This window comes from Azospirillum himalayense (assembly GCF_042657465.1).
Lineage (GTDB): Bacteria > Pseudomonadota > Alphaproteobacteria > Azospirillales > Azospirillaceae > Azospirillum > Azospirillum himalayense.
The window spans coordinates 130055-146228 of the sequence record NZ_JBHSLC010000023.1 but is presented as its reverse complement, the minus strand read 5'-3'; the positions used below and the strand labels follow the sequence as shown (position 1 = coordinate 146228).

16 protein-coding genes are annotated in these 16174 nt (G+C 67.9%); 12 read left to right on the top strand and 4 right to left on the bottom strand.

The annotated features are described in order from the left end of the window. Positions 1-17 precede the first annotated feature (17 nt). From ACFPMG_RS14745 to ACFPMG_RS14735, 3 genes are all read left to right on the top strand, one after another. Entirely contained in the window at positions 18-956 is a 939-nt protein-coding gene (locus ACFPMG_RS14745) for an electron transfer flavoprotein subunit alpha/FixB family protein (protein ID WP_376995847.1), read from the top strand. 54 nt (positions 957-1010) lie between these two features. Then, complete coding sequence (locus ACFPMG_RS14740; RefSeq protein WP_040134476.1) at positions 1011-1889, top strand: 3-hydroxybutyryl-CoA dehydrogenase; 879 nt, start codon at positions 1011-1013, stop codon at positions 1887-1889. A gap of 157 nt (positions 1890-2046) precedes the next feature. Then, positions 2047-2643 carry a DUF4142 domain-containing protein gene (locus tag ACFPMG_RS14735; protein ID WP_376995846.1) on the top strand — a complete coding sequence of 199 codons (597 nt, stop codon included), beginning with the start codon at positions 2047-2049 and terminating at the stop codon, positions 2641-2643. Positions 2644-2713: 70 nt separating this feature from the next. Here ACFPMG_RS14735 and ACFPMG_RS14730 read toward each other — a convergent pair whose 3' ends face one another. Both ACFPMG_RS14730 and ACFPMG_RS14725 read right to left on the bottom strand, forming a co-directional pair. Next, positions 2714-3538 carry an alpha/beta hydrolase gene (locus tag ACFPMG_RS14730; RefSeq protein WP_376995845.1) on the bottom strand — a complete coding sequence of 275 codons (825 nt, stop codon included), beginning with the start codon at positions 3536-3538 and terminating at the stop codon, positions 2714-2716. A 61-nt stretch (positions 3539-3599) separates the two neighbouring features. Next, a complete protein-coding gene (locus ACFPMG_RS14725; protein WP_376995844.1) occupies positions 3600-4214 on the bottom strand; it encodes a TlpA family protein disulfide reductase in 615 nt (204 codons plus the stop codon). 72 nt (positions 4215-4286) lie between these two features. Between ACFPMG_RS14725 and argH the strand changes: the two genes are divergently transcribed. The 5 genes from argH (at position 4287) to ACFPMG_RS14700 (ending at position 8273) form a co-directional block, all read left to right on the top strand. Continuing rightward, positions 4287-5717 carry an argininosuccinate lyase gene (gene argH / locus ACFPMG_RS14720; RefSeq protein WP_376995843.1) on the top strand — a complete coding sequence of 477 codons (1431 nt, stop codon included), beginning with the start codon at positions 4287-4289 and terminating at the stop codon, positions 5715-5717. Then, on the top strand, positions 5714-5899 hold the full coding sequence (locus tag ACFPMG_RS14715) for a hypothetical protein (RefSeq protein ID WP_376995842.1): 186 nt from the start codon (positions 5714-5716) through the stop codon (positions 5897-5899). Before argH ends, ACFPMG_RS14715 begins: the two co-directional genes overlap by 4 nt. After that, positions 5896-7161, top strand: a complete 1266-nt coding sequence (gene lysA / locus ACFPMG_RS14710; protein WP_376995841.1) for a diaminopimelate decarboxylase — start codon at positions 5896-5898, stop codon at positions 7159-7161. The genes ACFPMG_RS14715 and lysA overlap by 4 nt, the downstream gene beginning before the upstream one ends. Before the next feature lie 89 nt (positions 7162-7250). Beyond that, entirely contained in the window at positions 7251-7763 is a 513-nt protein-coding gene (locus tag ACFPMG_RS14705; protein ID WP_376995840.1) for a hypothetical protein, read from the top strand. Positions 7764-7853: 90 nt separating this feature from the next. After that, entirely contained in the window at positions 7854-8273 is a 420-nt protein-coding gene (locus tag ACFPMG_RS14700) for a bacteriohemerythrin (RefSeq protein WP_376995839.1), read from the top strand. Between the two features lie 51 nt (positions 8274-8324). Here ACFPMG_RS14700 and ACFPMG_RS14695 read toward each other — a convergent pair whose 3' ends face one another. Beyond that, a complete protein-coding gene (locus ACFPMG_RS14695; protein WP_376995838.1) occupies positions 8325-8807 on the bottom strand; it encodes a hypothetical protein in 483 nt (160 codons plus the stop codon). 265 nt (positions 8808-9072) lie between these two features. On the opposite strand from ACFPMG_RS14695, the gene ACFPMG_RS14690 reads away from it, so the two are divergent. From ACFPMG_RS14690 to ACFPMG_RS14675, 4 genes are all read left to right on the top strand, one after another. Further along, complete coding sequence (locus ACFPMG_RS14690; RefSeq protein ID WP_376995837.1) at positions 9073-11682, top strand: TIGR02302 family protein; 2610 nt, start codon at positions 9073-9075, stop codon at positions 11680-11682. A gap of 116 nt (positions 11683-11798) precedes the next feature. Then, positions 11799-12971 (top strand): rod shape-determining protein RodA, encoded by a 1173-nt coding sequence (gene rodA, locus ACFPMG_RS14685; RefSeq protein ID WP_376995836.1) that lies wholly within the window; start codon positions 11799-11801, stop codon positions 12969-12971. 7 nt (positions 12972-12978) lie between these two features. Beyond that, entirely contained in the window at positions 12979-14823 is a 1845-nt protein-coding gene (locus tag ACFPMG_RS14680; RefSeq protein ID WP_376995835.1) for an ATP-binding protein, read from the top strand. 6 nt (positions 14824-14829) lie between these two features. Then, on the top strand, positions 14830-15204 hold the full coding sequence (locus tag ACFPMG_RS14675; protein ID WP_376995834.1) for a response regulator: 375 nt from the start codon (positions 14830-14832) through the stop codon (positions 15202-15204). Here ACFPMG_RS14675 and ACFPMG_RS14670 read toward each other — a convergent pair. Further along, on the bottom strand, positions 15201-16163 hold the full coding sequence (locus ACFPMG_RS14670) for an endonuclease/exonuclease/phosphatase family protein (protein ID WP_376995833.1): 963 nt from the start codon (positions 16161-16163) through the stop codon (positions 15201-15203). The two genes, ACFPMG_RS14675 and ACFPMG_RS14670, sit on opposite strands and share 4 nt — an antisense overlap. Positions 16164-16174 lie beyond the last annotated feature (11 nt).

The following is a 16174-nucleotide window of genomic DNA, read 5'->3' as shown; positions in this document are numbered from 1 at the left end:
AGGGAAAGTGATCTGACATGTCCATTCTCGTCATTGCCGAACACGACAACGCCGCGCTGAAGGCCGCCACGCTGAACGCGGTCAGCGCCGCCGCCAAGATCGGTGGCGACATCCATGTGCTGGTCGCCGGCCAGGGCGCCCAGGCCGTCGCCGAGGCCGCCGCCACGGTGGCCGGCGTGACCAAGGTGCTGCTGGCCGACGACGCGGCCTACGCCCACCCGCTGCCGGAGAACGTCGCGCCGCTGGTCGTCGGGCTGGCCAAGGGCTACGGCCATGTGCTGGCCGCCGCCTCGTCGGAGGGCAAGAACCTGCTGCCGCGGGTCGCCGCGCTGCTCGACGTCGCGGCGATCTCCGACATCACCGGGGTGGTCTCCGCCGACACCTTCGAGCGGCCCATCTACGCCGGCAACGCCATCGCCACGGTGAAGTCCGCCGACCCGATCAAGGTCGTCACGGTGCGCACCACCGCCTTCGAGGCGGCCGCCGCCACGGGCGGTTCGGCGACGGTCGAGGCGATCGCCGGGACGGGCGACGCCGGTTCGGCCAGGTTCGTCGGCCAGGAGCTGACGAAGTCGGAGCGTCCGGAGCTGACCCAGGCCAAGATCGTGGTGTCGGGCGGCCGCGGCATGCAGTCGGGCGAGAACTTCAAGCTGCTGGAAGCGCTGGCCGACAAGCTGGGGGCTGCGGTCGGCGCCAGCCGCGCGGCGGTGGACGCCGGCTTCGTGCCGAACGACTATCAGGTCGGCCAGACCGGCAAGATCGTGGCGCCCGAGCTGTACATCGCCGTCGGCATCTCCGGTGCCATCCAGCACCTCGCCGGCATGAAGGACAGCAAGGTCATCGTCGCCATCAACAAGGACGAGGAGGCGCCGATCTTCCAGGTCGCCGACTACGGCCTCGTCGCCGACCTGTTCAAGGCGGTCCCGGAGCTGACGGCCGCGCTGGACAAGGCGTAATCGGCCAGTCCTCTTCCGAAGACCAGCGGGCCAAAGACAAGCGGGAAAGCTCATATGTCCACGATCAAGAAGATTGGCATCATCGGTGCCGGCCAGATGGGCAGCGGCATCGCCCACGTCTGCGCGCAGGCGGGGTACGAGGTCGTCATCTCCGACATCAGCGCGGAGATTCTGCAGAAGTCGGTGGCCGCCATCTCCAAGAACATGGACCGTCAGGTTCAGAAGGGGAAGCTGACGGAGGCCGACAAGACGGCGGCGATCGCCCGCATCTCCACCGGCTCCGACCTGTCCGTGTTCCATGACGCCGATCTGGTGGTCGAGGCCGCGACGGAGAACGAAGCGCTCAAGCGCGAGATCTTCAAGAAGCTGGTCCCGAACCTGAAGCCCGAAGCGCTGATCGCGACGAACACCTCGTCGATCTCGATCACCCGCCTCGCGGCCTCGACGGACCGCCCGTCGAAGTTCATGGGCATGCATTTCATGAACCCGGTGCCGGTGATGCAGCTCGTCGAGCTGATCCGCGGCATCGCGACGGACGAGGCTACCTTCAACGCGATTGCCGAGCTGACGGCGAACATCGGCAAGACCGCGGCGGTGGCCGAGGACTTCCCAGCCTTCATCGTCAACCGCATCCTGCTGCCGATGATCAACGAGGCGGTCTACACCCTCTATGAGGGTGTGGGCGGCGTCCAGGCCATCGACACGGCGCTGAAGCTGGGCGCCAACCACCCGATGGGCCCGCTGGAGCTGGCGGACTTCATCGGCCTGGACACCTGTCTGGCGGTCATGCAGGTCCTCTACGAGGGGCTGGCCGACAGCAAGTACCGCCCCTGCCCGCTGCTGGTGAAGTATGTCGAGGCCGGCTGGGTCGGCCGCAAGGTCGGCCGCGGCTTCTACGACTACTCCAAGAATCCGCCGGTCCCGACCCGCTGACGCGGCGGTTCCGAACGGACGTTTTGGCGAAGCCCGTTCCGGGAAACCGGAGCGGGCTTCGTTCTTTTGCGGAACCGCTGCGCTCGCGCTCTGTTCGTCCCGCAGGGGCATGGGACCCGCAGGGGAAACGGGGTGAACAGCGGAAAGGACGGGGGCGATGCGGCGCGGCTTCCTGACGGCGATGCTGGTGGCCGGGCCTCTGGTGGCCTGTCTATCCGGCCCGGTCCTGGCGCAGGCCCCGGGCTCCGTCCCGGCGTCTCCTTCCACACTGTCCCGGCAGGAGCGGAACTTCATCGCCGAGGCGCTGGCCGACGGCATGGCCGAGCAGGCGCTCGGGAAGCTGGCGCAGGATCGGGCCGAAACCGAGCCCGTCCGCCGCTTCGCCCGCCGCATGGCCGACGACCACGGGCTGAAGACCGACCGGCTGGCCGGCATGGCGCTGCGTCATGGCATTCCCATCCCGCGCGAATTGGGCCTGTCCGCCCGCGCCCACATGTCCAGCCTGCGCGACACGCCGGAGGAAGCCTTCGACCGCCGCTACATGGCCGCGGAAGAGGAAACCCACGCCCGCGCCATCAAGCTGTACGAAGCCCAGGCCGAGCGCGGCGGCGAGACGGGGGACTTCGCCCGCGACGCCCTGCCCATGCTGCACAGCCATTTCGAGGAGGCGCGGGACGTCATGGCCGAACTGGCGCGCGGTCCGGCCCCGCCGCAGACCCAGGCACCGCCGGGGACGTCCGGATCATCGCAGTGACTTCGAAGCGTTTGTTCGGCAGCGCCAAACGCAAGCCGCTCCACGAGAAATCAGGGTCGATAGACCTGGCTCAGTTGCCAGTGCGCACGCTCATCATGGACGGAAGCGTCTCCAAAAAAGATAGAACCGCTTTTTCGCCACCGGAGGCCCACAGACCAACATGATCTGCCCCCTCAAGCACGACAAAGGTTTTTGGATTGTTCGCGGCCTCGAAAAGATGTCCGGAATGGTCGACCGATATCACCCTGTCGAGAGTGCCATGGTAAATCAGCAAGGGCGCCTTCACTTGACCAATTTTTGAAAGGCTGTCGAACGGGTGGCGGATCATCGAACGCACCGGCAGAAAGGGCAGCAGCCGGGCACCGATGTCCGCAATGCTGGTGTAAGGGGCGGCGAGGATCACCGCCTCAACGCGCCGTTCCGTCGCAAGCTGCACGGCGACACCGCTGCCCAACGAATAGCCGTGCAAGACCACCCGCGCGCCCGATGCCTCCAGGAAATCCAAGGCCGCCCGCCCGTCCTCATACAGGCCCGCCTCGCTCGGCTTTCCCGGATTCCCGCCGTAGCCGCGGTACTCCGCCATGAACACACCGTACCCGCCGTCGATCAGCGCACGGGCGATGTGGCCGTTCCACGCCACCGTCTCGCCATTGCCGTGGAACAGCAGGAGCGTCGGCCGCCCCGACGCAGCCGGCGCCTTGTACCAGCCCAGCAGGTCCAGCCCGTCACCGGTGCGCACGGACACCACCGCCATGTCGCCCACGCCGACCTCATCCGGGGTCTGTGCGAGCGGAATGGCCGGAAAGATCAGGCGGTCCTGGGCAACATAAGCCAGCAACAGGACGAGGGCGTAGAGCGTCGCCCCCAAGGCCAGGATCGCGATCAGGATCTTCATGCGGCTCCGGTGGGCTGAGGAGGAGACCGACGTGAGGCGCACAGTTTCACAAGGCCGGGTCTCACCCGCCCGTCTTCACCAGACCGCCGCGGCTGTCGCGGTTCGGGCCGCCGCCATGGCCCATGTGCTTGCGCAGGAAGGCGATGACCTCCGGCGAGTCCCATTCCACCGCACCTTCGATGCGGCCAAGCTCGCGGCCTTCCTGATCCACCAGCAGGGTCGTCGGCAGGCCGCGCAGCTTCAGAGTCTGCATGGAGGCGCTCGACGGGTCGAGGTAGAGGGCGAGGTTCTTCACACCGGTCCGCTGATAGAAGGGCTGCACTTGATCCTTGCCGCCGCGGTCCACCGACAGCGCCACCACCTGGAAGCCCGGCCCGCCCAGCTGCGCCTGCAGGCGGTCGAGCGCCGGCATCTCCTTCACGCAGGGCGCGCACCAAGTCGCCCAGAGGTTCAGCAGAACCAAGCGGTCCTTGAATTCCGAGAGGTCGACCCGGCGCCCCTCGCCGTCCAGGAAGGGCAACTCCGGCACCGGCGCCAGCGGCTCCATGTAGCGGAACTTGTCGAGACCCACCGCCGTCACTCCGGGAGAGGGCTGGTCCAGCGTCAGCACGGCGGGCGGCGGCGGGGCCGCCGGGCCGGCCAGCGCGATCCACAGCCCGGCACCGCCCAGCGTCACACAAAAGATTGCGGTGGCCGCCAAAGTCCGCATACTCACGCTTCCCGTCCTCCCATCCGTATTGTGCCCGCCATGAGCGCCGAACAGCCCAAGCCGAACTCACAAGACCGCAACTCCGCCCCGGCTGCCAGCCAGATGTGGGGCGGCCGCTTCGCCCGCGGTCCCGCCGCCATCATGGAGAAGATCAACGCCTCCATCGGCTTCGACAAGCGGCTGGCCGACCAGGACATCGCCGGGTCGAAGGCCCACGCCGCCATGCTGGCGCGTCAGGGCATCATAACCCAGGCCGACGCCGATGCCATCCGCGAAGGGCTGGACCGGGTCAAGGAAGAGATCGACTCCGGAGCCTTCACCTTCAAGGTGGAACTGGAGGACATCCACATGAACGTGGAGGCCCGGCTGGCCGAGCTGATCGGCGAGCCGGCCAAGCGCCTGCACACCGGGCGGTCGCGCAACGATCAGGTTGCGACCGACTTCAAGCTGTGGGTGCGCGACGCGCTCGACCGCGCCGACCAGGGTCTGAAGGCGCTCCAGGCCGCGCTGATCGATCTGGCCGAGAAGCACACCGACACGGTGATGCCGGGCTTCACCCATCTCCAGGCCGCCCAGCCGGTCAGCTTCGGCCACCATCTGCTGGCCTATGTGGAGATGTTCGGGCGCGACCGCGGCCGCCTGCGCGACGCCCGCGCCCGGCTGAACGAGTGCCCGCTCGGCTCCGCCGCGCTGGCCGGCACGCCCTACCCCATCGACCGCTTCATGACGGCGGAGGCGCTGGGCTTCGACCGGCCCACCGCCAATTCGCTGGACGCCGTGTCCGACCGCGACTTCGCGCTGGAGTATCTGGCCGCCGCCAGCATCTGCGGCATGCACCTCTCGCGCTTCGCGGAGGAGATCGTGCTGTGGTGCTCGGCCCAGTTCCGCTTCATCAAGCTGACGGACGCCTTCACCACCGGCTCCTCCATCATGCCGCAGAAGAAGAACCCGGACGCGGCGGAACTGGTGCGCGCCAAGGCCGGGCGTGTCATCGGCAGCCTGAACAGCCTGCTGGTCGCCATGAAGGGCCTGCCGCTGGCCTATTCCAAGGACATGCAGGAGGACAAGGAGCCGGTCTTCGAGGCCGACGACACGCTGGCGCTGTGCATCGCCGCCATGGAAGGCATGGTGCGCGACATGCAGCCGAACGTGCCGGCGCTGCGCGAGGCGACCGACCGCGGCTTCCTCAACGCCACCGACCTCGCCGACTGGCTGGTGCGGGAGCTGAACATCCCCTTCCGCGAGGCGCACCACATCACCGGGCGCGCCGTGAAGGCGGCGGAGGACAAGCGCGTCGGCCTGACCGCCCTGACGCTGGAGGAACTGCAGGCCATCGAGCCGCGCATTACCGAGTCCGTCTTCCCGGCGCTGAGCATCGAGGCGTCGCTGGACAGCCGGCGCAGCTTCGGCGGCGCCTCCCCCGTCCGCGTGCGCGAGGCCGTCGCGGCGGCGCGGGAGCGCTTCCTGTGAGGCGCCCGCTGCTGATCCTGGCGACCGCCGCCGTCGCGCTGGCGCTGGCCGGCTGCGGCAAGAAGCCGAGCTTCGTCGATCCCCCGCAGGGCCGGGAGGCCGATAAGTTCCCCGGCACCTACCCGAACCCGAAGACCGATCCCAAGCCCGGTCAGCCGTCCTCCGGAGCCCGCTTCCCATGAGCGCCTTCGCCTACCGCAACGGCGTGATGCACGCCGAATCCGTGCCGCTGTCCACCATCGCGGCGGAGGTCGGCACGCCCTTCTACTGCTACTCCACGGCGGCGCTGGAGGCGCATTACAGCGCCTACGCCGGGGCCTTCGCAGGGCAGGACGCCGACGTCTGCTACGCGGTGAAGGCCAACTCCAACCTCGCCGTCATCCGCGCCTTCGCCCGGCTGGGCGCTGGCGCCGACGTGGTGTCGGGCGGCGAGATGCGCCGCGCGCTGGCCGGCGGCATCCCGGCCGGCAAGATCATCTTCTCCGGCGTCGGCAAGACCCGCGAGGAGATGCGCGCCGCGCTGGAGGCCGGAATTCACCAGATCAACGTGGAGTCCATTCCGGAAGTGGAGGCGCTGTCTGAGGTGGCGGTCAGCCTGGGCGTCACCGCGCCCATCGCCTTCCGCGTGAATCCGGACGTGGACGCCAAGACCCACGCCAAGATCGCGACGGGCAAAAAGGAGAACAAGTTCGGCGTCGACTACGACCACGCGCGGGAGGTCTACGCCCAGGCCGCCAAGCTGCCGGGCATCAAGCCGGTGGCCATCGCCGTGCACATCGGGTCGCAGCTGACCGACCTCGCCCCCTTCCGCGCCGCCTACGAGCGGGTTGCCGCGCTGCTCCACGTCCTGCGCGAGGACGGGCACGACATCACCCGCCTCGACCTCGGCGGCGGGCTGGGCATCGTCTACAAGCACGAGGCCCCGCCGGACATCGCCGACTACGCCGCCATGGTGAAGTCGATCACCGGCAACCTCGGCTGCCGCATCTCGCTGGAGCCGGGGCGCTCGCTGGTCGGCAACGCCGGCATCCTGGTGTCGCGGGTGATCTACCTGAAGCAGGGGCTGCACCGCCGCTTCGTCATCATCGACGCGGCGATGAACGACCTGATCCGCCCCACCCTCTACGAGGCCTATCACGGCATCGTCCCGGTGACCGAGCCTGCCAGGGGCGCCGCCACCGAGCCCTACGACGTCGTCGGTCCGGTCTGCGAGAGCGGCGACACCTTCGCGCTCCAGCGCGCCCTGCCGGCGATGGCGCCGGACGATCTGGTGGCGATCCTGTCGGCGGGGGCTTATGGCGCGGTCATGTCCTCCACCTACAACACCCGCCCGCTGATCCCGGAGGTGCTGGTGAACGGCGACCGGTTCTCCATCATCCGGCCACGCGTGCCGGTGGAGGAGCTTCTGGCGCTGGACCGCGTGCCGGACTGGCTGAAGGACTGAAGACCGGCAGGACTGAAGACCGGCCCTTCACGCACATCGGCCGGACAGCGTCAGGAAGGGGGCATCCAACCCGAAGGGAGCCCCTTTCCATGACGTCCATCCGCCTCAACGGCGCCTTTCGCGACGCCGTCGCCGACATCGCCCTGGCCGTCGCCCAGGACCCCAACCTCGTCGCGCTGGTCATGCGCTGGAACGAGGACGACACCCTCCTCTGGACGCTCAACTCCCTGCCCAACGGCCAGAACACCGTTCCAGGCGGCGGCGCGGCCCACGCCGAGGAGGCGCTGATCGTCAATTGGGCCGGCTATGTCGCGCAGAACAACGGGCAAGAACCCGACACCGTCGAAATCCTGCTGACCAAGAGCCCCTGCATGGACCGCTCCCCAGCCCGCCAGATGGCTGGCGGCGCCTGGGCGCCGGGCTGTTCGTCCAAGCTGCGCCAGCTCGTCCTGGCGAAGCCCGCCAACGATTGGCGCATCTGCTTCCTCGCCTACTACCAAGAGGACATCCGCATCGACGCACAGGCCTATGGCGCCGTAGCGGAATTCACAGGAATCGCCAAGGCCGACGTCTATCTATGGGCCGACCGGCACAGAGGTTGAACCGGGAGCGCCCGCAGCGCGCAATAACCTCTGCACAGAATCACCCATAAGGCGTATGATTCCCCGTTCGAGAAACGGGCGGGGAACATCATGGAGTGGGACGCGGCCTATGCCATCGGTCAGAGCGCGGTGGACGCGGACCACCAGCGGCTGTTTCAGCTCTTCAACCAGTTCAGCGCGGCGATCGCCGCCGGGGAAACGCGGGAATCCGCCAACCGTTTCCTGCGCGAGCTGGCCGATTACTCGGCCTATCATTTCCGCCGCGAGGAAGGGCTGATGCACGCGGTCGGCTACCCCGACTACGCCAAGCACAAGACGATGCACGACACCTTCGCCGACTTCGTCCGCCGGCAATCCGACTCCGGCGCCCGCGATCCGGAAGAGGTCCAGTTCCTCCAGAGCTACGTCGAGATGTGGCTCTGCGGCCATATCCTGGTGATGGACAAGTGGTTTGGCGAATGGCTCGACGGGCGGGGTGAAAAGGCCGGCACGGTGGCCCCGACGGCCTGAGCGGCCGGGCTGCGGCAGCCCGGCCCTCGGAACGCCGCGACCGCGCGCCGTTTATTTCTTGTAGGGATTGGCCACCCACGACTGGAGATAAGTCTCGAGTTCGGTGTTGCCATCATAGTAAAGCCACTCGGTTTCCTCCTTCGACAGCGGCTTGGTCGGTGACGGCCGATAAAGCTTGTCGTAGGGCACCGAGAAAACGCCCAGGTCGGGGGCCGCCTCGAGAATTTTCTTCACCCACCCCTCGGCCCTTGCATAGAGGGTCTCGTAATCCGTGGCGACGGACACGAAGGGGTTTTCGTTCGAGTTCTCGGATTGGCTGCCGAACGAGCTTTGCTTGATCGCCCAGTCGTTCAACGACGAATCGCCGGGCTTGGCGAAGCCGCCGCCGACGGTGTTCCGGCGGCGCGACCTCCATTCGGTCGCTTTCGCCTTGTCGGCGAACCGATAGACAAGGACCTGTCCAGCCTTGGCGGGATCGAGGGTGTATCGTTCCCCGGCGGCGGTCGCGGTCGAGAATGTCTTGGGGCTTGGCATGGAAACGCTCCTGATCGGACACGGTGGCACGGACGCGCTGCACCTCGCCTCCTGGAGAACGTCCCATCGTCCGCGGCCGTGAATGGGAAAGGGCGCCGCCCCCTCGACCATCCGTCGGGTTGCCTTAATTTGGACATGGCCCGATGTTTCGGTAGCGAACCGGCATGCCGGACCGCGACAGACGGCGCAGCCGAGCCTATATCCTGACGATGTTCCGGCGGCGGTGTCTCCTCCCGCCCGGTGCCTGACCTGACGGGAGAGCGGCATGAGCGACAGCAAGGACGGGTTCCGCTTCCCCCTGCGCAAGGAGGCGCCCCCCGCACCCGCCCCGCGGGAACCCCGCCTGCGCATGGGGCAGGCCCGCGCCGCCCTGCTCTGGGAACGGCTGTGGCCGGCGCTCTGGGCGCCCATCACCATCGCCGGGGCCTTCCTCGCTTTGGCCCTGCTGAACGTCTTCCTGCTTCTGCCGGGCTGGCTGCACGCGCTGGTCCTGCTGCTGTTCGTCGCCGCCATCGGCTGGACGGGGTGGCGTGGGCTGCGCGCCTTCCGCCTGCCGGACGAGAATGCCGCCCGCCGCCGGCTGGAGCGCGACAGCGGCCTGCCCCACCGCCCTCTCCACGCTTTGCGTGACACACCCGCCGGCAACGACCCCGTCGCCGCGGAGTTGTGGCGCCTGCACCAGGAGCGGCTGCGCGCCGCCATGCGGCGGCTGCGCGTCGCCATGCCGCTGTCCGACGGCCTCGCCGCCCAGGACCGTTACGCCCTGCGCGCGCTGGTGGCGCTGGTGCTGATTGCCGCCGGCGGGGCGACCTGGGGCGACTGGAAGCCGCGGCTGGCCGCCGCGATCACCCCGCATTTCGGCGGAACGGCAACGGCCTCCGTCGCGACGCTCGACCTCTGGGTGACGCCGCCGGAATACACCGGCCTGCCGCCGATCTTCCTGAAATCGGCCAACCCCGCCCACACGCCGAGCCTTGCCGATCCGGTCCCGGTCCCGGTCCCCAAGGGCAGCCTCGTGCTGGCTCGCGTCACCGGCGGTGGCGGCACGCCGTCGCTGGAGGCCGGCACCAAGTCCACCGCCTTCGAGCCGGTCGACTCCTCCACCTTCCAGATCCAGCAGCCCATCGAGGACGGCAACCGCATCGCCGTGACCCAGGGGTCCACCCTGCTGGGCGGCTGGAATGTGCGGATCATCCCGGACAACCCGCCGACCATCGCCTACGCCAGCCCCCCGGCCAAGGGGGAGCGCGGCGCGCTGCGGCTGGACTACACGGCGCAGGACGATTACGGGCTGGCCGAGGCCAAGGCCGTCGTCCGGCTGGACCTGCCGGAGGGCGAGGCCCCGGCGCTCGACCGCAGTCCGCTGGAGCTGCCGCTGGCCCTGCCCGGCGTCCGTCCGCGCGAGGCGCGCAACGCCGCCTTCCATGACCTGACCGCCCATCCCTGGGCCGGGCTGAACGTCACCATCCGCCTGTCCGCGCTCGACGGCGCCGGCCAGACCGGCGGCACGGAGGACGTGGCGATGGTCCTGCCGGAGCGCGTCTTCAACCACCCGGTCGCCCGCGCCATCGTGGAGGAGCGCAAGAAGCTGACCCTGCGGCCGCAGCAGCTCCGCATCGAGGTGGCCCGCGCCCTGGCCGAAATCTCCGCGCGGCCCAGCCAGTTCGGCGGCGATCTGGTGGCCTTCCTGGCGATGCGCACCGCGGTGAACCGCCTGCTGCTCGACGAGGAGGGGGCCTCCGTCCCCGCGGTCCAGCAGCTGCTGTGGGAAACCGCGCTGCGCATCGAGGATGGCGGCCTGTCGTTGGCCGAACGCGACCTGCGCGACGCCGAGCGCCGTCTCGCCGAAGCGCTGGAGCGTGGGGCGGACGACCAGGAGCTGAAGAAGCTGATGGACGAGCTTCAGGCGGCGCTCGACAAGTTCCTCGACGCCATGGAGCAGCAGATGCGCGAGGCGCTGGAGCGCGGCGAGCAAATCCCCATGGTGCCGCCGGAAATGGCCGACCAGATGATGGACCGCCAGGACCTCCAGCGCATGATGGAGCAGATGCGGCAGATGGCCGAGACCGGCGCCCGCGACGCCGCGCGGCAGATGCTCTCCCAACTGCAGCAGATGATGGAGAACATGCGCAACGGCGCCATGGCCCAGATGCAGCAGCAGGGCCAGAACGAGGCGGCGCAGATGATGCGCGAGCTTCAGGAGCTGACGCAGCGGCAGCAGCAGCTGCTCGACCAGACCTTCCGCCAGTCGCAGGAGCAGATGGGCCGGCAGGACGGGCAGCAAGGCCAGCAGCAGGGGCCGCGCAACCGCCAGGGCCGGCCGCAGCAGGGGCAGCAAGGCCAGCAGGGTCAGTCCGGCAGCCCGCTGATGCAGCAGCAGGCCGAACAGCAGGAGGCGTTGCGCCGCCAGCTCGGCGAGCTGATGCGCCGCATGGGCGAGCAGCAGGGCGGCGAGATCCCCCGCCCGCTGGGCCGCGCCGAACGGGCCATGCGCGACGCGGGCCAAGCGCTCCAGCAGGGGCAGCCCGGCTCCGCCGTTCCGTCGCAGACCCAGGCGATGGACGAGCTTCAGCAGGGCATGCAGGCGATGGCCGAGCAGATGATGCAGCAGATGATGGGCCAGCAGGGGCCGGCCATGAGCGGGCAGCAGCCCGGACAGGCGCAGCAGCGCCAGGGCCAGGGCCGCAACCGCGACCCGCTGGGCCGCCGCCCCTCCGGCTTCGGCAACTACAACAACGAGGACGTGAAGATCCCCGAGGAGGCGGAACTCCAACGCGCCCGGGAAATCCTCGACGAGCTGCGCCGCCGCTCCGGCCAGTATGGCCGCCCGCAGATGGAACGCGAGTACATCGACCGGCTGCTGAAGCAGTTTTAAGGCGGGGGGACGGGGCGGCTTTACCGGAGGGCGGCGCTGGTGCAGTATCCGCCGCGCAAGGCGCCGCCGCTTGCCCTTCCGGCACGGACGCCCCCGGACACAACGAACGTTTCCTCATGGTCGCGGTCCTTTCGAACCACGGGTCGGGCGGGCTGGCCCCGCAGCGCCCGGAACTGACGCTCGGCAGCAAGTTCCGCATGATCAACTGGGGGCTGGTGCTCCTGGTCTGCATCATCACGTCGGTCGGGGTGGCCCTGCTCTACTCGGCCGCCGGCGGCAACTGGAAGCCCTGGGCACAGCCGCAGCTCGTGCGCGCCATCCCCGGCCTCGTCCTGATGCTGATGATCGCGCTGGTCGACGTGCGGCATCTGATGAAGTCGGCCTACGCCATCTTCCTGATCGTGCTCTGCCTGCTGGTGGCGGTGGAGCTGATGGGCCGCATCGGCATGGGCGCGCAGCGCTGGATCGACCTGGGTTTCTTCCAGCTTCAGCCGTCGGAGCTGATGAAGCCGGCCCTGACCCTGGCGCTGGCCCGTTACTTCCACGGCATCTCGCTGGACCAGATCGGCCGCCCGCTGCTGCTGATCCCGCCCTTGCTGCTGGTCTTCATCCCGGTGGCGCTGGTGCTGATGCAGCCGAACCTGGGCACCTCGCTGCTGCTGATCATGGGCAGCGGCGCCGTCTTCTTCGCGGCGGGCGTGAGGATCTGGAAGTTCCTGCTGGTCATCGGCGGCGGTCTGGCCGCCATCCCCATCGCCTGGGAATTCCTGCACGATTACCAGAAGCAGCGCGTCTACACCTTTCTCGACCCAGAAACCGACCCGCTCGGCGCCGGCTACAACATCCTTCAGTCGAAGATCGCCCTGGGATCGGGCGGCCTGTTCGGCAAGGGCTTCATGTCCGGCTCGCAGAGCCAGCTGATGTTCCTGCCGGAAAAGCACACCGACTTCATCTTCGTGGTGCTGGCGGAGGAGTTCGGGATGGTCGGCGCGCTGATCCTGCTGGCGCTCTACCTGATGCTGTTCATCTACGGCGTGGTCATCGCACTGAGCTGCCGCAGCCAGTTCGCCCGGCTGGTGGCGGTCGGCATGACCGCGCAGTTCTTCCTCTACGTGATGGTCAACGTGTCGATGGTGACCGGCCTGATCCCGGTGGTGGGCATACCGTTGCCGCTGGTGTCCTACGGCGGGTCGGCGATGATGACGCTGATGATCGGCGTGGGGCTTCTGCTCAGCATGTCGGTGCACCGCGAGATCCGCATCCCGAAGAGCGGCGTCACCGAGTTGTGACGCCGCCATGAGCCGCCCGCGCCGCGCCCATCTGCTGCCGGCCATCCTTCTTTACCTCGTGCTGAAGGTGGTGCTCTACCGGGCCGCGGGGCTGTTCGAGGTGGCTCCCAACGCGAGCGCCTGGTATCCGCCCATCGGGCTGATGCTGGCTTTCGTGCTGTACGGCGGCTGGACCACCCTTCCCTTTCTCTTCATCCCGTCCGACCTGATCGTCTATGGCACGGTGAACGGCTTCAGCCTGCTGATCATCCCACAGGCGATCGTGGTGAGCGCCGTCGGGCTCGCGCTGCGGCGGTGGCTGGGGGGAGACGTCTTCGGGAGCACGAAGGGGATCGGTGTCTTCATGGTCGCGGCGCTCGCCGCCGTCTCCATCCTGCTCGTTCTGTCGACCGCGGCGGTGCAGGCCATCACGGCGCAGCGCATCGCCATCGCGGGCAATGTGAATTTCGCCTATTGGCTGGGGGACCTGTCGGGGCTTCTGCTCTGCACGCCCGTGTTTCTGGCCATCTTCCGCCTGATCCGACCGTCGCCCGGCGAGGAGGACCGTTGGCTGTCGCCAGGCGTGGGCACGGTGCTGCGGGCGGCCACGCTGAGCGCCGCCGCGCTGCTGGCCTGGTCCTTGACGCGCGACCGGATGGCCACGCCCGCCAGCGCGTTCTTCCTGCTCATCCTGCCCATCGCGACGGCGGGCTTCCTGTGGGGGTTTGCCGCCTCCACGCTGACGGCCTTCCTGACCAACGGCGGGCTCGTGCTGACGATGCATGGGGCGCTGCCCCCGCCTGACACCGTCGATCTTCAAGTCTTCATGCTGGCCGCCGGAGCCACGGGGCTGCTTCTGGGGGCCTTGGGCAGCACGCGCATGGAGTTGCTCGGACGCAACGCGCACTTGGTGCGCGCCATCGAAGAGGCGCCTCTGGGCATTGCCCTTCTCGAACGACGGGCGTCGGGCGACGTGGGGATCGCCTTCGCCAACGCCACCTTCCGGCGCTACGATCCCGACCTCGCTCCCCTCTTACGGCGGATGGCGCATGGCGAAGCGGTCGAGGGGGACGCCGAGCAGGGCGGGCGGACGCTGAACTGGACGATCAAGCCGGCATCGGTCTTGCCGGCCGGCGAGACGATGATCGCCATCCTCCAGGACGTGACGGACCAGCGCCGGACGGAGCGGGCGGAGCAGCACCGGAGCCGCATGGTCGCCATCGGCGAGATCGCCGGCGGCATGGCTCATGAGTTGAACAACCTCCTTCATCCCGTCCTCAATCTCAGCCAGCAGGCGCGCAAGGACGCGGCCACCCGCCCGGAACGGCTGGGCCGTGCGCTTGCCATCATCGAGGACAGCGCCCGCAGCGCCGCCGAACTGGTGCGCCAGGTGCTCTCCTTCGCCCGCGGCAGCGACCGGCACGAGGAGGGAACGGAACTGGTGTCCGCGGTGCGCGACGTGACGGCCCTTCTGGCGGCTACCCTGCCGCCCAGCTTCGTCATCACCTTGACCAGCGTGGCTTCCGTCGCCCCGGTCCGCCTGACCCGTACGGAGGTTGGACAAATCGTCACCAACCTCGCCGTCAACGCCCTGGACGCCACCGGCCAGACAGGGCATTTGCGCGTTCACATCGGCCCGCCCGCCGGAGGCTTCGTGACCATGACGGTCGAGGACGACGGGCCCGGCATCCCCGGCCCCGACGCGGAGCGCGTCATGGAGCCCTTCTACACCACCAAGCCCCACGGCCAGGGCACGGGGCTCGGCCTGGCCGTGGTTCAGGACCTGCTGCTCCGCCGCGGCAGCGGCATCCGGCTCGAGACGCAGGCTCCCCAGGGTGCCCGCTTCGTGCTAACCCTTGCCCGGCACGGCTGAGGGGGCATGGTGATGCGGATTCTGGTGGTCGACGACGCGGAGAACGTCCGCTACTCGCTCCGCACCAGCCTGGAGGACGCGGGTTACGCGGTGGACGAGGCTGCGGACGGCGACGAGGCCCTCGCGAAGCTCCGGTCGGGCGCGTTCGATCTGGTGATTGCCGACGTGTGGATGCCGCGCCTGAACGGAATCGATCTCCTGCAGACGATGCGCCGGAGCAGCCCCGCCACCTCCGTCTTCGTCATTACCGGCGGCGCCGCCCGCATTCCCATCGAAAGCACGGCGGCCATGGCCCGGACCTGGGGAGCCGACCAGATCTTCTACAAGCCCTTCGACAACGAGGATCTGATCGCCGCCATTCGTCAACGCGCCGCCGGCTAGAAGATGAACCGGACCCACTTGTGATCCGAGCCGGCACTGCCATTTGCGGGAGGAGCCAAAGGATCGACGGCAAGACCAAGCATGCCGATCGGCTGAACTCGCCGAGGAGCGACGCCAATCCCCTGAGGCCGCACCGAGGTTACAAAGTAGTCCAATTCACTGTTACGGGGATTTCCGAAATGCGTATCGACACCCACCGCGTGCACGTCCCAGTTTTGTTCCCGCTTTCTCGTGCCGACATTGAGCGGATTTGCCAGCGGCGGAATATTGAAATCGGCACCAATGACCATGTCGAAGGCATTGATGTATTTCTTGTATAAATATTGCAGAAATCCTGTGCGATCTGCCGCAGCGTTCCTCGCCGAATTGGCATGCAGCGTACCAATCAATGTTCTGCTCAATCCATCGATCGCGAATATACCGAAGCGACCATTGCTGCTCATTAGCGATCGATACCCAAATCCAAGAATGTTTCGGGTTGATATGGTCAGTATAGCCGTACCACAGCGAGGGTTGAAGGCCCCAGCCTGCGGCACACCGATCACGCGATACTGAGCACCAGCCAGTGTACTGTAGGTGATTTCACTTGCAAGATCACCAGCCTCCTGCAACAGCACGAAATCATTCGCGACCAGGAGCCCATCCAGCTCATTCCTCTTTGCTACATTGTTGATGGGATTGCCGCGGGAATTCCATGTCACAATGGAGGTGGGCATAACGATTGACCCTTCGTTCAGAAAAGATGCCGGGAGCGTCTCCCCCTCCTGCCTGACGAAGAAAAGATCAACATTGTGAAGAGGTCGGATTGGATCATTTCCCGCCCGACCACAGTCGTATCCGGCGGCCGGAAAGACGTGCACGCCATCGGTCGGAGTGATGTCACTACCTGCCGAAACGACCCCCCTGGGGAGCGCCATCTCGATCGGCCGCTCACCCAGCTTCAGGCAAAGAGGTGCCATCCTCCGGGCTG

What these genes read in the sequence shown, in the direction of transcription:
- ACFPMG_RS14745 (WP_376995847.1), top strand. Translation starts at nt 18, where the DNA reads ATGTCCATTCTCGTCATTGCCGAACACGACAACGCCGCGCTGAAGGCC.
- ACFPMG_RS14740 (WP_040134476.1), top strand. Translation starts at nt 1,011, where the DNA reads ATGTCCACGATCAAGAAGATTGGCATCATCGGTGCCGGCCAGATGGGC.
- ACFPMG_RS14735 (WP_376995846.1), top strand. Translation starts at nt 2,047, where the DNA reads ATGCGGCGCGGCTTCCTGACGGCGATGCTGGTGGCCGGGCCTCTGGTG.
- ACFPMG_RS14730 (WP_376995845.1), bottom strand. Translation starts at nt 3,538, where the DNA reads ATGAAGATCCTGATCGCGATCCTGGCCTTGGGGGCGACGCTCTACGCC.
- argH (WP_376995843.1), top strand. Translation starts at nt 4,287, where the DNA reads ATGAGCGCCGAACAGCCCAAGCCGAACTCACAAGACCGCAACTCCGCC.
- lysA (WP_376995841.1), top strand. Translation starts at nt 5,896, where the DNA reads ATGAGCGCCTTCGCCTACCGCAACGGCGTGATGCACGCCGAATCCGTG.
- ACFPMG_RS14705 (WP_376995840.1), top strand. Translation starts at nt 7,251, where the DNA reads ATGACGTCCATCCGCCTCAACGGCGCCTTTCGCGACGCCGTCGCCGAC.
- ACFPMG_RS14700 (WP_376995839.1), top strand. Translation starts at nt 7,854, where the DNA reads ATGGAGTGGGACGCGGCCTATGCCATCGGTCAGAGCGCGGTGGACGCG.
- ACFPMG_RS14695 (WP_376995838.1), bottom strand. Translation starts at nt 8,807, where the DNA reads ATGCCAAGCCCCAAGACATTCTCGACCGCGACCGCCGCCGGGGAACGA.
- ACFPMG_RS14690 (WP_376995837.1), top strand. Translation starts at nt 9,073, where the DNA reads ATGAGCGACAGCAAGGACGGGTTCCGCTTCCCCCTGCGCAAGGAGGCG.
- rodA (WP_376995836.1), top strand. Translation starts at nt 11,799, where the DNA reads ATGGTCGCGGTCCTTTCGAACCACGGGTCGGGCGGGCTGGCCCCGCAG.
- ACFPMG_RS14680 (WP_376995835.1), top strand. Translation starts at nt 12,979, where the DNA reads ATGAGCCGCCCGCGCCGCGCCCATCTGCTGCCGGCCATCCTTCTTTAC.
- ACFPMG_RS14675 (WP_376995834.1), top strand. Translation starts at nt 14,830, where the DNA reads ATGGTGATGCGGATTCTGGTGGTCGACGACGCGGAGAACGTCCGCTAC.
- ACFPMG_RS14670 (WP_376995833.1), bottom strand. Translation starts at nt 16,163, where the DNA reads ATGGCACCTCTTTGCCTGAAGCTGGGTGAGCGGCCGATCGAGATGGCG.